Annotated in this window: 18 protein-coding genes; 5 read left to right on the forward strand and 13 right to left on the reverse strand. The window is 35.8% G+C overall.

Annotated elements, in window-relative coordinates:
- Positions 1-91: 91 nt before the first annotated feature.
- From trxA to larA, 9 genes are all read right to left on the reverse strand, one after another.
- Positions 92-421 carry a thioredoxin gene (gene trxA, locus N0K73_RS00230; RefSeq protein ID WP_112250742.1) on the reverse strand — a complete coding sequence of 110 codons (330 nt, stop codon included), beginning with the start codon at positions 419-421 and terminating at the stop codon, positions 92-94.
- Positions 422-439: 18 nt separating this feature from the next.
- Positions 440-1,177 (reverse strand): TerC family protein, encoded by a 738-nt coding sequence (locus N0K73_RS00235; protein ID WP_057973992.1) that lies wholly within the window; start codon positions 1,175-1,177, stop codon positions 440-442.
- A 122-nt stretch (positions 1,178-1,299) separates the two neighbouring features.
- Positions 1,300-2,130, reverse strand: a complete 831-nt coding sequence (gene larE, locus N0K73_RS00240; protein WP_112250744.1) for an ATP-dependent sacrificial sulfur transferase LarE — start codon at positions 2,128-2,130, stop codon at positions 1,300-1,302.
- 25 nt (positions 2,131-2,155) lie between these two features.
- A complete protein-coding gene (locus tag N0K73_RS00245) occupies positions 2,156-2,491 on the reverse strand; it encodes a hypothetical protein (RefSeq protein WP_284068585.1) in 336 nt (111 codons plus the stop codon).
- A gap of 17 nt (positions 2,492-2,508) precedes the next feature.
- Positions 2,509-3,222 (reverse strand): MIP/aquaporin family protein, encoded by a 714-nt coding sequence (locus tag N0K73_RS00250; protein WP_057973995.1) that lies wholly within the window; start codon positions 3,220-3,222, stop codon positions 2,509-2,511.
- Between the two features lie 2 nt (positions 3,223-3,224).
- Complete coding sequence (gene larC2 / locus N0K73_RS00255) at positions 3,225-3,662, reverse strand: nickel pincer cofactor biosynthesis protein LarC2 (protein WP_186726283.1); 438 nt, start codon at positions 3,660-3,662, stop codon at positions 3,225-3,227.
- Positions 3,663-3,697: 35 nt separating this feature from the next.
- Positions 3,698-4,474 (reverse strand): nickel pincer cofactor biosynthesis protein LarC, encoded by a 777-nt coding sequence (larC, locus tag N0K73_RS00260; RefSeq protein WP_112250748.1) that lies wholly within the window; start codon positions 4,472-4,474, stop codon positions 3,698-3,700.
- Between the two features lie 14 nt (positions 4,475-4,488).
- Positions 4,489-5,235 carry a nickel pincer cofactor biosynthesis protein LarB gene (gene larB, locus N0K73_RS00265; RefSeq protein WP_112250750.1) on the reverse strand — a complete coding sequence of 249 codons (747 nt, stop codon included), beginning with the start codon at positions 5,233-5,235 and terminating at the stop codon, positions 4,489-4,491.
- Positions 5,236-5,247: 12 nt separating this feature from the next.
- The gene (gene larA, locus N0K73_RS00270; RefSeq protein WP_112251013.1) at positions 5,248-6,522 is read right to left on the reverse strand and encodes a nickel-dependent lactate racemase; all 1,275 of its coding nucleotides are present in this window, start codon (positions 6,520-6,522) and stop codon (positions 5,248-5,250) included.
- A 303-nt stretch (positions 6,523-6,825) separates the two neighbouring features.
- On the opposite strand from larA, the gene N0K73_RS00275 reads away from it, so the two are divergent.
- From N0K73_RS00275 to N0K73_RS00290, 4 genes are read left to right on the forward strand one after another with little or no spacing between them, the layout of a single operon-like run.
- A complete protein-coding gene (locus N0K73_RS00275; RefSeq protein WP_284068586.1) occupies positions 6,826-7,491 on the forward strand; it encodes a Crp/Fnr family transcriptional regulator in 666 nt (221 codons plus the stop codon).
- 14 nt (positions 7,492-7,505) lie between these two features.
- Positions 7,506-8,507 (forward strand): cobalt transporter CbiM, encoded by a 1,002-nt coding sequence (gene cbiM / locus N0K73_RS00280; protein WP_112250754.1) that lies wholly within the window; start codon positions 7,506-7,508, stop codon positions 8,505-8,507.
- Positions 8,485-9,297, forward strand: a complete 813-nt coding sequence (locus N0K73_RS00285; protein ID WP_112250755.1) for a CbiQ family ECF transporter T component — start codon at positions 8,485-8,487, stop codon at positions 9,295-9,297. The genes cbiM and N0K73_RS00285 overlap by 23 nt, the downstream gene beginning before the upstream one ends.
- Positions 9,298-9,312: 15 nt before the next feature.
- Positions 9,313-10,038 carry an energy-coupling factor ABC transporter ATP-binding protein gene (locus N0K73_RS00290; RefSeq protein ID WP_112250757.1) on the forward strand — a complete coding sequence of 242 codons (726 nt, stop codon included), beginning with the start codon at positions 9,313-9,315 and terminating at the stop codon, positions 10,036-10,038.
- A 48-nt stretch (positions 10,039-10,086) separates the two neighbouring features.
- Here the strand turns inward: N0K73_RS00290 and N0K73_RS00295 are convergent, their stop codons facing one another.
- Entirely contained in the window at positions 10,087-10,452 is a 366-nt protein-coding gene (locus tag N0K73_RS00295; protein WP_057974003.1) for a winged helix-turn-helix transcriptional regulator, read from the reverse strand.
- A 131-nt stretch (positions 10,453-10,583) separates the two neighbouring features.
- Between N0K73_RS00295 and N0K73_RS00300 the strand changes: the two genes are divergently transcribed.
- On the forward strand, positions 10,584-11,765 hold the full coding sequence (locus N0K73_RS00300; protein ID WP_112250761.1) for an MFS transporter: 1,182 nt from the start codon (positions 10,584-10,586) through the stop codon (positions 11,763-11,765).
- 51 nt (positions 11,766-11,816) lie between these two features.
- Here N0K73_RS00300 and nhaC read toward each other — a convergent pair whose 3' ends face one another.
- The 3 genes from nhaC to N0K73_RS00315 all read right to left on the reverse strand — a co-directional run bounded on the left by nhaC (position 11,817) and on the right by N0K73_RS00315 (position 15,779).
- Complete coding sequence (nhaC, locus tag N0K73_RS00305) at positions 11,817-13,187, reverse strand: Na+/H+ antiporter NhaC (protein ID WP_112250763.1); 1,371 nt, start codon at positions 13,185-13,187, stop codon at positions 11,817-11,819.
- Positions 13,188-13,583: 396 nt separating this feature from the next.
- Positions 13,584-15,200, reverse strand: coding sequence for a SulP family inorganic anion transporter (locus tag N0K73_RS00310; RefSeq protein WP_057974006.1), 1,617 nt, complete (start codon positions 15,198-15,200; stop codon positions 13,584-13,586).
- A gap of 132 nt (positions 15,201-15,332) precedes the next feature.
- Entirely contained in the window at positions 15,333-15,779 is a 447-nt protein-coding gene (locus N0K73_RS00315) for a universal stress protein (protein ID WP_284060668.1), read from the reverse strand.
- Positions 15,780-15,792: the final 13 nt, after the last annotated feature.

The raw sequence follows: 15,792 nt of genomic DNA on the forward strand, positions 1-15,792 counted from the left end.
TTTTAGTATGCGCCTTAAAGATTTCAACCGCCATTAATAACACATGAGATTAACAAAAAACCACCACAAATTAAATTGTGGTGGCACTCGCTTAAACTGTTTTATTTTGTGTTATCTTCTCACTTAAATACGCCGAAAATTCACTTTTGTCATGATATCCGACAACCTTTTCAATTGCTTTACCGTCTTTAAAAAGTAAAAAGCTAGGTATGCTCATAACATCGTATTCTAATGCCGTTTCTTTATTTTCATCAATATTCAATTTTACAAATTGGATATCGGCTTTAAATTCTTGTTCTAATTCATCAACAACTGGTGCCATCATTAAACAAGGACCACACCATGGTGCCCATAAATCAACAATCGTTAACCCCGACTTTGTGTATTCAGTCATCGTTTGATCCGTTACTTTTGTTACCATTTCGTCGTCCTCATTTCGTTATTTTTTATTTTGAATATTGTACATATGCACTAAAGTTGTCAGTATAACGGCCCCGAAAACAATTCCAGCAAACAGAATTGACGAAATCTCGATCCCAATTTGTGGGATTGAGACAAATAACTTCACCGCAATCAAAGCAATCAACATATAAGCCATTGATTCTAATTCTGGCACAACCTTCATTAATTTCATGATTAATGTTGCAATTCCCCGCATCGCTAATATTCCAAACATTCCACCAATTAAAACAACTACTGGATTAGTTGAGATGGCAAGGGATGCTAAAACGGAATCAATCGAAAAGACAATATCCATCATCTCAATTGAGATAACAACGGACCAAAATAATGAAAAAGGTCCTTTACGTCCGTTACCCTTTTTTTCCACTTTAGGTTTTGGCGTTTTAATTTTTGAGAAGAAGTAATGCCCTGACAGGTAGATAAGATACCCCGCACCAATAACTTTAATTTCCCAAAAATCAATTAAAAATGTACCAATTCCAATAATGATGAATCGGAATATGTAAGCACCCCATAATCCATAAAATAACGCTTTTTCTTGTTCCTTTTTGTTAGGTAATTTTTGCGTTTGAGCGGCTAATACAATGGCATTATCCACCGATAACAGACACTCAATTACTGCTAGTGATAGGATAATCATCCAATCACTACTCGATTCAACAACTGTTTTCCAATTGTTGATGTCAAAAAATGGTCCATATAAGTTTGCTAGCATTTATGTCTCAGACTTTCTTTTAATAATTTTTATGAATAAGTGTAGAAGGCTATTATACAACAATTTAGACATTATGCAAAAAGGGCAATAGACGTTTGTCTATCACCCTTTTCACTTAAAAATTAAGCGTACATTTTTAATTGTTTGTCAGAAAGTACCTGGTTCATACGGCCACTTTTAAAACCTTTAAGATCCATCGTAACGTACTTAAAGCCTAAATCAATTAGTTTAGCATTCACGTCTTCATTCAAAGCAAGTAACCCATTTAGTTGTTCAGCGGGAACTTCAACGCGAGCAACATCTCCATGGAATCGAACACGAACGGTTGTAAAACCTAAACCGCGAAGATAATGTTCCGCATCCATTACCAACTTAATATTATCTAACGTTAGTTTTGTATCATATGGAAATCGTGATGATACCGAACATGAGGCTACTTTGTTCCAGTTATTTAAATTTAGTTTTTGTGCTAACTCACGTACATCAGTTTTATAAAGATCTGCATCCTGTAAAATGCTCTTAGCGTTAGCTTCATCTCTGGCTCTCAAACCGGGTCTAAAGTCACTATTATCATCCATAATCATACCATCCAAAACGGCATCATACCCTTTTTCTAAAGCAATTTTATTCAATGCATCATAAAACATTTTTTTAGAATAGTACCAGCTATCAGGGGTGTTGTTACTGATATGAATATCTGATAAATAATTTAATTCAGTGCCGTAAACAGTTGCGCCCATTTCTTCAGCGAGCGTAATTGCTTTATTGTATTCTTCATCTGTAAACAATTCAGAATTAGCAATAACAGCTAAAACATTTTCTTTACCAAGCGTTTTTAGAGCCATTTTTAAAACCAAAGTACTATCAATTCCACCTGAGAAGGCAACAATTACCTTATTCATTTTTTTAAGATTAGCTACAATTGCTTGTTCTTTTTCATCAATAGTTGTCATTATAATTTCTTCTTTCAGTGTTTTATTATTTTATTTGTGTTGATAACTCTGTTAATTGATTATACTGTTCTTTTAATACGTCATCCGTTGTCCACTGGATACTGTCAATATTACTAATAAAATCATCATTTAATTTATTCGTACACTGACAAATAGTTTCATTGATTGACTCATAATTACTTTTTAATTCATCAGATAATGAGGCATAAATATTTTGAATTAACGTAAATTCTGAATAACTCTCTTCCAGTAATACTAGTTTAGTAGCTGTTAAAGATGTCGAAAATATTGCTCGATTATATAGATTTAATAATCTTTCGAATGAGTCTTTATATAAGCTCAATTGCATATCAGTTTTCATATTTTACCCATCCCCTATTAAATATTAAAGTATGAATGCATAAATAATGCCGCAACCACACCACCACAAATTGATCCAAGACCGGGAGCAACAAGCGCATATTTCCAGTCACTAGTTGCTTTATTTTTAAATGGAATAATAGAATGTGCTAATCTTGGACCCCAATCACGAGCAATGTTCATTGCGAAACCTGTTGTACCACCAAGTCCCATACCAACGGCCCAAGTTAAGATACCAACGGCAATTGGCACAACGCCAGCAGTTTTTATTTCTGAGATTGCTAAAATTGAACCGATAAAAATAAATGTTGCCACAAATTCGGCAAAGAAGTTACGTGGTAAATTTCTGATTTCTGGTGCTGTGCTAAAAATATTACGAATAGCAGTTGGGCTGACTTCACCCTCAGATGCCTTGAATTGATCTTTATACATTACGTAAACGAGTAATGAACCACACATACCACCAAAAACTTCTGCTAATGATAGTGGGATAAGTTGAATCCATGGTGTATTTCCTAAAATACATTGTGCCAAAACCATTGCTGGGTTTAATGACACGCCCCCAAATACAAATAACGCTACAGTAATACCAAATCCCCATGTTGTAACAACAAAAATATCACCTGAACCACGATATTTTGACCCTTTTAAAACGTTATTACAGAAAACCCCTGTCCCAAATACACACATTAACCCTGTTGCTAAAAACTCTGAAATCATTTGATGCATCATTATTAAATTACCTCTTCTTTATTTTTTTGCCACTCATTTGAAACTAATTGATAGACCTCTGCTAAAGACAATTGATTTTCTTTAGCAATTTTTTCACAATCATCATATTCAGGACTATATTTTTTAATTTCTTCATAAGTCGCTATTTTTATACCCACAACACCATATTCCGTTTTAACAGAATCAAAATGTCTTTTCATGATTGTTCGATTGAGCGTTTGGTAGCGAACGCCCAATGTACTTGTATATTTTAAAAATAATTTTGTGATTTTTTCTTGATCCAAAGGATTACATAATGCAGTCACCTTATAAGCCGGACGATTTTTTTTCATTTGAATTGGCGTGAAGAAAGCATCATAACTTCCTTCACTCATCAATTTTTTCATTAAATAACCTAATTCTTCACCCGTTTGGTCATCAATATTCGCCTCAATACTCATCACAGAATCGTCGTTTTGGTCAACGACCTGTGAACTTAGTTTTTTTTTTCGAGTAGGAGGACACGTAGTGCATTAAATCCACCCGTTTCTCTTTTACCAAATCCATAACCAATTTTTTCTACGGTTAATTCACTTGGTATCTCACGAAATTCTGATACAACATTTTTTACGATACCCATCCCGGTTGGCGTAATTAATTCAGTATGAATTGACGCATCTTGCTTAATTGGTATTTGGCTACCAACCCGCATCTGCATAACGGCTGGCACTGGCACTGGCATTCTACCGTGCGCAACGTCGATAAATCCGCTACCGTCCGTCAAAGTAGAAGAAATAACTTTGTCTACATTTAATAAATCTAATGCCACAAAACAACCGACAATATCAACAATTGAATCTAATGCGCCAACTTCATGGAAATGAATTTCAGAGATTTCAACATGATGAACGACTGCTTCTGCCTTAGCAATTTCAGTGAAAACATCGCTTGCTTGTTCTTTAATTGCATCTTTCAAATCACTATCATCAATGATTTTTAATATATCAGCTAGATGTCTCACGTCATGGTTATGATGATGCGCGTGATTTTCAACAAATCCATGATCTTTTTCACCATGATGCATATGAACATCGAAACTAGTACCAAATATGCTACTTTTTGAAATTTTTTCATTTTCTAAGTCGTAGCCGGATACGTTTATTTTGGCTAATTCTCTTTTAAACTCTTCAAAGTCGATTCCTAAATCAAGTAAAGCTCCAATGAACATATCGCCGCTAATGCCTGAAAAAGCATCTAAATATAATGTATGCATATTTTTGTTCCCTTCTATAAATGATTCATCATACTTGCCGAATATCCCGCGCCAAATCCGTTATCGATATTAACGACGGTAATTCCAGATGCACAGCTATTTAACATCGTTAAAAGTGGCGTAACGCCTCCAAAACTAGTACCATAGCCCACACTTGTTGGTACCGCTATTAGCGGTGAATCAATTAATCCACCTACAACGCTTGCTAGCGCACCCTCCATTCCGGCAATCACAATAACAACCTTCGCACCTTGAATGACATCAAGACGGTTAAAAAGTCGACTAATTCCTGCAACGCCAACGTCATACACGCGTTCTACTTTGTTACCATAAGTTTCAGCCGTAATCGCTGCCTCTTCTGCAACGTCCATGTCTGACGTACCAGCTGTTACAATCGCCACATAAGTTTCAGTTGTTGGTATTTCATGATTTGTAACGGTCACGCATCTTGCTTTTTCAAAATATATAGCATTTTTATTAGACTCTTTAATAATTTCAAATTTTTCTTTTGAAATACGAGTACCTAAAATGTTCAATTTATTTTGAGTCATAACCTGCATGATGCCAACGATTTGTTCCGCTGTTTTACCTTCTCCGTAAATAACCTCGGGGTACCCATTCCGTTTTTCTCGAGCTAAATCAACTTTAGCAAAGTCGAGCTCTGCAAATCCAGAATTGTTAATTTTATCCATAGCATCTGTGACATCAGCTCGGCCAGCTGCAACTTCCATTAATAAATCTTTCAAATTTTTTTGTTCCATTTTTATTTTCCTTTATTTAACGATAACGCCTAATCCATCAGGGATAACTGCAACTTTAGCATCTGCGCCTTCAATTGCGTATGCCATATCTAGTGCTTCATCAATCGTCTTAGCTAATTTCATATGCATATCCGCAATCAACTTAGGATCAACCAAATCTGAGACAAAGATGACATCATGATTAACTAAAATTCTTGCTAATATTTGTGACGTCCATTGATCAGGAACCGTTTCTGTCTTCGGCGTATTAATCGCTTTATCCAAAAATTCTTGAGGGTCATCACAATCGGCAATATTATGGTAGAAACCTTCTCCACCATGCCCGTCGCGAGAACCGGCAACCATAATGATAATACCGTGTTCCTTATTCGTAGCCTCGGCGGATGTCATCCCCTTAACTGCTTGGTAAATATTTTGATCTAGAGGGTAGCCACCATTTGTTGAAATCGTGATATCACTTTGTACTTTTGGCACTTCTGATAAGCGTTTAACAAACGCGCAGCCTTCAGCATGTGCTTCTTCTAAATCGCCTGCAAAAGAACCTATAATTTTTTTGTTTTCATCTAAAACAACGTTAATAATAAATTGTAAATTGGCCGTTTTAGCAGCATAAACCATATCTTTATGAATAGGATTATGGCTGATATTCCCCGTTCTTGCCTTAGGCGAGTTAATAAATGGTCCTGAATGGTTAGCTAAAATTGTTTTATATGAAGCAACACCAGGTAAAACAGATTTACGACCACCTGAAAACCCGGCAAAGAAATGAGATTCAATAAACCCTTCTGATAAAAGTAAATCAGCTTCTACTGCCACTTTGTTAACGATACATTCACCACCTGAGGGTAATGTACCGATTTTTGCCATTGAAGAATCATCCTCAGAGTTATGAATCACGATTTCTTCATTTGCGACAATATCTTCACCATACTTATCAACAAGTTCTTCATGTGTTGATGCCCTATGGAATCCTGTAGCAACCAAAATCCGAATTCTGGCATCTGGTGCAACCGATCGAATTCTTCTTAACAGGATAGGTGTAATAATTTTCGAAGGTACCGGGCGAGTATGATCTGAACTAATGATGACAATATTTTTTTTATCTTTTGCTAATTCTTCTAGCTTAGAACCGCCAATTGGGTTGTCTAATGACCGCTCAACTGTTTCTTCCTCAGTTAGTTCGTTATGATATGTTGCAGCTTCTGAAACTAATTTTCCGGCAAAATTCTTATCTGCGATGTTCACCGTAATCATCTTTTTATCATATGGTAATTTTATTGATACCATTTTATGTGTCATTTCCTTTCCCTATGCTTGCTTTTATAACATTTGAATTATATCGTGAGTTATAAATTTAAACTCTCTCTTTTGGCGTTGTTATTTTATACGTTTAATTATTGTCTACATTTGTATCCTTTAAATCAGTCGTTTTTTGTCATCCTTTGGCTCTATACTTTTGTTATGCAATTAGAACTACATGAATGTAAACAAATGTGTACAATTGTGATATAGGCGTTTTTTGTTTCTCACCTTGTCATATGTTAAAGATTAACGTTGTTTGTAAACAAATATAAAATTAAGGTGGCCCCCATGGTATTAACTGATATTGAATTTCTGATGAACTATTTAGAAGAAAAAAATGTACCTACAATTACTAAGAAGAGACACAATTATCTAACGTACAACGGTTTAGAAGAACGCTACACGTATATATTAAAAGAAGGTATCATCAAAAACAGCATTATCTTACAGGACGGTCGCGAATTTAACTTGTCATATATTGCTAAGCCAGATGTTATTTCCTTGTTACGCGATGAAGTTTCTAAATATACGTCTTCTCCATTTAACGTCCGTGTTGAATCAAAAGAAGCAACCTTCTATAGAATAGATCGTGTCACTTTTTGGGAGTATGTTAATTCAACCATCGAACTACAAAATTACGTGAAGAACTATTATCGAAAAAAACTTTCAGAAAATATTTATCGTTCACAACGAATGATTATGAATGGTAAAAAAGGGGCCATCTGTGCCTTCGTTTACATTCTCATCGATTTATTTGGTAAACAAATTAGTAATGGTATTTTAATCGACTTTGATATCACCAATGAGGATATTGCAAATTTCTGCGGTATTTCCTCCAGAAGCAGCGTGAATCGAATCCTTGTCGAGCTAGAAAAAGAACAAGTTATTTCAAAAATAAAACGAAAAATTGTTATCACTGATATCAGTTACCTCTTAGATTTCATCGCAAACTAATAAAGGAGATTCTCATGCACATTCCAGATAATTATCTTAGTCCTCAAACTTGTATAACCATGTTTGTTGCAATGGCACCAGTTTGGGCAATATCTGTTTCAAAGGTTAAAGTTCAAATTAAAGAAAAAAAAGAAACTGTTCCATTGTTAGGAATCGCTTCTTCTCTTTCTTTTTTAATTATGATGTTCAATTTACCCGTACCAGGTGGCACCACAGCCCATGCAGTTGGTGGAACGCTGCTCGCAATACTGCTAGGTCCGTGGGCCGCCTCCTTATCGATTACTGTTGCCTTATTACTACAAGCACTCTTATTTGGAGATGGTGGCATTTTAGCCTTTGGCGCCAATGCGTTCAATATGGCTTTCATAATGCCCTTTGTTGGCTACTTTATTTATTCTTTTTTTAAACGTTTTAACCAAGAAAAAATAGGTGCTTTCATTGGGGCTTATGTCGGAATTAATTTAGCCGCATTAATTGTGGCTGTTGAGTTAGGTATTCAGCCACTACTTTTTCAGGACCAGGGTGGTAACCCACTTTATGCTCCCTACCCACTCTCAATTTCAGTACCCGCAATGGCATTAACCCATTTACTCGTTGTCGGTTGGGTCGAAGCTGTTTTCACCGTCTTAGTCTTCTCGTTTGTAAAGAAAGTCTCTCCTAACTCTATTTATTTAGCCGGAAATCATCCACAGTCAAATGTAAAAAAAATGTTATCTCGCTTTTATCTTATAATTGGTGGGCTAGCCGTACTATCTCCGTTAGGTTTACTGGCTTCAGGAACGGCTTGGGGAGAGTGGAGTGCATCAGACATCCTACCCACACTTACGCAAAACGGTCTTAAGGCTCACATGCCTGCAGGGATGGCACATGGTCTAGATTTCAAGCCATTCTTACCCGACTATTCCTTATTCGGCGTGTCTTTACCGCTTGGTTATATATTTTCAGCTTTTTCGGCAGTCATTATTTTCATTATTTTATTTAAGCTGGTGACACATGAAAAATCAAAAATATCTTAATATGCCTGATTGGTTATCCTCACCGGAGAACTATTCACCCGTAAAACAAAAAAATACTTTCTTACAACAGAATAGAGGTCGATTGTTAAATCTATTGAGTTTGTTTTCAGACAAAACAGAGACGACCTCTCAATCGTTAAATCGACAAAACTCATTTATTCAACTTTTAACAACAATTACTTTAATTTTATTAACTTCTCTTTCAAGAAATATATCGTTTATTTGGATCATTTATATGTACCAATTTCTTCAAATTGCCTTGTTGCCAAAATTAAATATGTTAACGATATTAAAACGGATTCCGATTAATTTAGTTTTTGTTCTTTTGTTTATTCTACCGAGTTTTTTTTTAACGGATGCAAAAACTGTTATTTTTTTCGTACTCAAAACAAATTTAATTTTAATAATTGTTTCATACTTTATGAACACAAATACATTTTTTGATATTATAATCGTTTTAAAAAAATGTCATTTCCCAGATATTATTATTTTTATTATCGATATAACCATTAAATATTTAAAAATATTATCTGAATCACTCTACACTATGACTTCAGCGATGGAATTACGATCAGTTGGCGTTAATAGGCATCAATATCAGTCTTTATCAAATTTATTTGGCAGCTTGTATCTAAAAACAAAAAGTACGGCTTTAGAAATGTACGGTGCAATGGAGGCTCGCGGATTTACTGGCGACTATCATTTTACTCGTACAAAACAAAGACTTAATTTGTCTGATATCACACAAACTTGTATCACTATTTTTTTAATTACACTTTTTTTTAATTAGAGTAGGGGGCTCATTATGTTTTCATTTTCAAATATACGTTATGGTTATACTGACAAACTTAGCTTGAATAATATTAATCTATCCATTAAAAAAAATGAATTCGTTTGTCTATTAGGCCCTAATGGTTCTGGTAAATCTACCCTTTTTAAATTATTGAATGGTTTAATTTATCCCAGTGATGGTCAGTACACTTTTAATGATCAACAAATTAACGCTCACTTTTTTAAAAATTCGGTAAATGCTAAAAAGTTTCATCAACAAGTTGGATTTGTTTTTCAAAATAGTGATGTTCAATTGTTCAATACAACCGTTTATGATGAAATTGCTTTTGGCCCCAGACAAATGGGCTTTCCTGAGCCAGAGGTTAATAAACGCGTAATTGATTGTCTGACCTTACTAAATATAAATAAATTAGAAAATCGTGTTCCTTACCATCTTTCTGGTGGTGAAAAAAAATTAGTCGCAATCGCCAGCGTCCTATCCTTAAATCCGGATGTATTGGTTTTGGATGAACCACTCACAGGTCTTACAGCTCAGGCTCAGGAGAATATCATTTCAATTATGCAAGGATTACATAATGCTGGGAAGACAATCATTATGTCGACACACAATTTTACCCAAATCAAAGATTATGTGACGCGTTTTATAGAATTTTCGGAAAATCATACTATCGTCTTAGATGCACCGGCTAAGCTTGTTTTAACTAATTCTGACCTAATGGTTCATTTAGCCTCAATGTAAAAAAAGACACCAACATTATTTAAAATAATGCTGGTGTCTTTTTGGTTATTACGAAACTTTATCCCTATTCATTAAAACAACATGTTGATTATCCTCATTTAGTCGATCAATATGTTTCTCACCCCAAACGCATAACTTGTTTAATATCAGACTCAAAGACTCACCGTATTCTGTCAACTGATAGTCAACTTTTGGCGGCACTTGTTCATAAATGTGTCTTGAAATAATTCCATCTGACTCTAGTTCGCGCAATTGCTGTGTTAACATCTTCTGTGTGATATTCGGAATGGCGCGTTTTAATTCGCTAGTTCTTCTTTTTCCACCACGTAAATGACATAAAATAATTGTTTTCCACTTACCACCAATTACTTCCAATGTTGCTTCAACGCCAATATTATATGTTTTATTCTCCAATATAATCCTCCTATGGGTACTAAAAAGTGCCTATGGCACTTTTTAGTACGTTCTTGCCTTTTAACCTCGTACACGTATAATCATAAATTGTAGCATTATTTCAACAAAAATCAAGGAGGCTTTACACATTCATGGCAAAAAAACATATATCTCCATCTTTAACACTTCTAGCATTAGCAATTAGTGCTTTCGCAATTGGTTCGACTGAATTCATTAGTGTCGGCCTCATTCCATTATTAGTCAAAGACTTCGGTATCTCATTAAGCCAAGCAGGACTGACCGTTTCATTATATGCCCTTGGTGTCACAATAGGTGCACCCTTATTAACTATTATGACTGGTCAATTTGATCGTAAGAAACTACTTCTTAGCATTATGGGTCTTTTTATTATTGGTAATTTAGTTGCAGCATTTGCACCCACTTTTCTCATTCTATTGGTTGGTCGAATCGTTTCTGCACTTGCTCATGGTATCTTTATGACGATTGCATCTGTTATCGCAGCTGACGTTGTTGAACCATCAAAACGTGCCAGTGCTATCTCAGTCATGTTTACTGGTCTAACTGTTGCAACCGTGACTGGTGTTCCACTAGGTACCTTTATTGGTCAGCATACAAGTTGGCATGGATCATTTATTTTTATTAGCGTTATTGGCTTAATCGGTTTGATAGCTAACTTTTTCCTTGTACCTGATGGTTTACCCATTCCAGGTAAATCTGATGCCCATGGCTTCATTCGCGTTCTTAAAAATAAATATTTATTGATTACATTGCTCTTAACGGCCCTAGGCTATGGTGGTACGTTCGTCGTCTACACATACATCACGCCACTTCTACAAACATCAATGGGTTACAGTGAGAGCGCCGTCGTTATTATCTTAATTGTCTATGGATTGATGGTTGCCCTTGGAAATACAATTGGTGGGCGTCTAGCAAACCACAATCCCCTTCAAGCCCTATTAAAAATGTTTATTGGTCTTGCGATTGTATTATTCATTCTTTTCTTCACTTCAAAACTATCAATTTTAGGTTTATTAACGGTTATGGCATTGGGTCTTTTCGCCTTTATGAACGTTCCCGGTCTACAGTTATATATTGTTCAATTAGCTGAAAAATATACACCTAAAGATATTACGCTAGCATCATCGCTAAATATTTCTGCGTTCAATGTTGGTATTACATTGGGATCCTTAATTGGTGGACAAGTTGTTTCTAAGCTTAGTTTAGGGATGACACCACTTTTCGGAACGGTAATGGTTTTAATTGCTATCTTTATGACTATGTACTTAATCAAGCTCAATAAAAATGAAAAATAACTAAAAACGAGCGATACCGAATTTTTATATTCGATATCGCTCGTTTTTAGTTTAAGCTTTCTTTTCTTTCAAACCAATGCCCGTCCAGCCACTGATAATTGAAAAAACTGGAGATAATAAACTAAAGAAGACAAATGGTAGGTAATCTAACGTTGGAACACCAAGCGTACTTGCCGCAAATGCGCCGGCAACACCCCAAGGAATCAAGTAATTGATTACTGTCCCACCATCTTCAAGTGCGCGACTCAATGCCAAGTTATCTAATTTAGACTTATCAAAAGCGGGTTTAAATGCCTTCCCGGGTAAGATAACTGATAGGTATTGTTCCCCAACGAATAAATTAACCCCAATTCCGGCAAATATAGTTGCCGTGATTAATTTACCCGATGAGTTCAACCGTTTAACTAAAGGTTCCATAACAACTTGGATGATATTAAAGTTCATCAATAACCCACCTAAAGTTAACGTTAAGATAATTAATGAAACAGTCCCCATCATACTTGAAACACCACCTCTAGTTAACAACATATCCACATTCGCATTACCTGTTTTAGAAACAAAACCTGATTGAATTAATGCGGCAATACTTTGCAAGCTCGTATGTGGTTTTTGAATAAATAACATCACTAACGATACACCAATGTTGATAAATAACGTTGGAATCGCTGGGATTTTTAACCATGCGCAGACAAACATTAAAATAATTGGTAACGCGGCCCATGCCGTAATTGAGAAGTGGCTAGATAAGATTGAAATCGTTTGACTAATCTTGTCCATATTGGCTTCCGAACTACCACTTCCGAGTATGAAGTATAGAATCAAAGAGACCACAAAAGCAGGAATTGTTGTCCACATCATATTTTTAATGTGTTTAAACAAATCAGACTCCCCAATAGCCGCAGCTAAGTTCGTTGAATCAGATAAAGGTGACATCTTATCTCCAAAGATAGCACCTGAGATGATTGCCCCTGCAACTAATGCGGGGTTAACACCCATTGTCATTCCCATCCCAAACAATGCAATCCCAACAGTTGAAATCAAGGTAAATGCACTTCCTATCGATAGTCCAATAATTGCACAGACTACAAAGACCGATGGAACAAAAAATTTAACACTAATTAAGTTAAAGCCCCAAATCATTAAGGTTGGAATAATTCCTGCCGCAATCCAAGTTGCGATTAATGACCCAATCAGGATAAAAATAAAGATGGGGATTAATCCGGTACTCATTCCGTCCTTAATACCCGCGTGAACTTCTTCCCACGAAAAATGACGTATTCTAGCCCATAATATCAATAAGCCGATGACCAACATTACTGGCGTTTGTGGTGATAATCCAAACTTGATAACGCCAAATCCCATAATAATTAACATACCCATCAAAACACTTGCTGCTTCTGTAAATGATAATTTATTTTTCATTAGTAAACACTCCTATTTTTTAGTCGGTTCTAGTATTTATCATGAAAAATTTGATATCGAACCTTACTCCAATTTATATTTTGCATTTTTATTACCCCTTTTCTGGACAAAAAAAGTCCCTGACACAATATTAAATATTGTATCAGGGACGACTCTAGCCGTGGTACCACCCAGTTTAATTGAGAACACAAATTCTCACTCACTAGATGATAACGGTTCTAGATATTTATCCGGTATTTAAATAACGTTAACGTATTTGGTCCGTTTATCCTGATTGGTTCGCATCACCCACCAACTTTCTGACTCCCAGATAAAGAACTACTTTTGTGTTAACTTCATTTATTAAGTTGAATGAATCTTAACATGCCGAAATATTCTTGTCAATCAATCTATATTTTATAGAATTTCTTTTAGAACACGATCAACTGAGAAATAGAACGCATCTTTTCCTGCCGTCTCTTCAAATCCTGATCGTTCAAACATTTTCATCACGTTTGGTTGAACAGAAGAAAAGATGACTTCGTGATTTTTTTTCTGAGCATCCTGGTAAAAATCTTGAATGACGGCCATTGCTGTATTATCAATTGAGGGTACCCCACGTAACGAGAAGATAACTAAATCTCGTTCGTGAAGTGGTTGCAATGCCTTATCCAAACGGTCTGCGGACATAAAGAATAACGGTCCAGTGATATAAACAACAGCCCAGTCAGCCTTCAATCCTTCTTGTGCCGTTTCAACTTTACTTAAGTCAACGTCTTCAACCACAACATCCAAAATAGAACTCTTAGCCACAAAGATAACGATTCCGACCATTACGCCCATCATAATGGCCGTACTTAAATCAAAGATAACCGTACTAACCAACGTTAGGAAAAATAAAATTAGGGCGCTTTTAAATTTATTTTTAAAAAGATATTTAATGGCTGACCACTCATTCATGCGCCATGAAGTTACAACTAAAACCCCGGCCAACGCAGCCAAAGGAATCTGTGCCATAATTGGCGCCAATAAAAGCATTGAAACTAATAATGCAAGTGCATGAAAAATACCGGTTAACCGTGTTTGTGCACCCGATTTAATTGCCACGCTTGTCCTTGCAATTGCAGCTGTAGCTGGAATTCCACCAAAGAACGGTAGAATCATATTTCCAATACCTTGGGCAATTAATTCTTGGTTACTATCTAATGCCTTACCAGTCATACGACCGGCTGAAGCACCACACAATAAACTTTCAATCATCCCTAATAAAGCAATACTTGCTCCAGGAACAATTAAATTTTTAACAGTCTGAAGATCTAATGATCCCAGTTGTAATCGATCCCCACTAATAACACTCGTCGGAATTTTACCAACAGTCGCAACATCTAACTTGAATACCATCGTAATGGCAGTCGTCACAATAATTGCGATTAAAGAAGCAGGTACCACCTTATTCCATTTTTTCGGAAAAATGAATAACGCGATGACGACTAAAACTGCCATCAAAGTTGTCGCCAGTTTAGGCTGGAATCCAAGACTAGAATAACTCCCAATCTTCTCAATTAAACTGCCTCCGGTTGAATGCGTTCCAAAAAAATTATCTAATTGACCGAACGCAATAATAATTGAAATACCCGATGTAAAACCCGTAATAACAGGCGCCGGAATAAATGTTGTTAGAACCCCTAATTTAAAAATACCGGCTAATAATAAAATAATACCCGCAATTAAAGTGGCAATAAAAACCCCTTTTAGTCCATACTGCGCAATTACACCCATTAATACAGCAGCCATTGCACCAGTTGGCCCAGATATCTGATAATAGGCGCCTGATAACGTACTGATCAGAATACCGGCTACAATTGCTGTTATCAAACCCGCAGCAGCTGTTGCACCACTTGATACACCAAAAGCTAAAGCTAATGGGATTGCAACCGCTGCAACCGTTAATCCTGCCATTAAATCCTTAGCCAACTTGGCCAAGTTATACCCTTTAAACTCATCTTTTAACATTGAAATATAATTTGATATCATCACTTTACTCCTAATTTTGTTATACATAAAAGCATAACATAAACCTTATATATAAATAAACAAGTAAACGTTTCCCAAATAAAAATGACTAAATCTTTAGTAGATTTAATCATTTTGTATAACTTATTTCTATTAACGAACAACCATTACTGAAACTGGTGCGTACTTAGCTACGTATGCTGCCTGACTACCTAAATATTTACCAAATCCCTTGGTTACCACTGATCCAACAACAACTAAATCAGGTTTCACATCAGGAATAACATCCTTAACAATTGTTTCTCCGGGTTCACCCTCGGCAAGAACAATATGGACTTCCTTAACACCTGCATCTAATGCACTTTGTTTGTATTCTTGAAGTTGTTTTTCAACCTTCAAGCGTTTTTCAGCTAACGTATCTTTTGTTAAAACTTGGAAAACGTTCAAGTCATCTGACTCTAGAACTGTAACAATGTGTAGCAGAGAATCATCATCTAAAGCATGACTAACCGCATTTAAGAATGCTAACTGTGCATCAGCCGAATTATCGACCCCAACAAGAATGTTCTTATGCTTTGGTAATTCAAAACTTTTTTTCATGTGATTTTTCTCC

Source organism: Dellaglioa algida (assembly GCF_030127605.1).
GTDB classification, from domain to species: Bacteria; Bacillota; Bacilli; order Lactobacillales; family Lactobacillaceae; genus Dellaglioa; species Dellaglioa algida.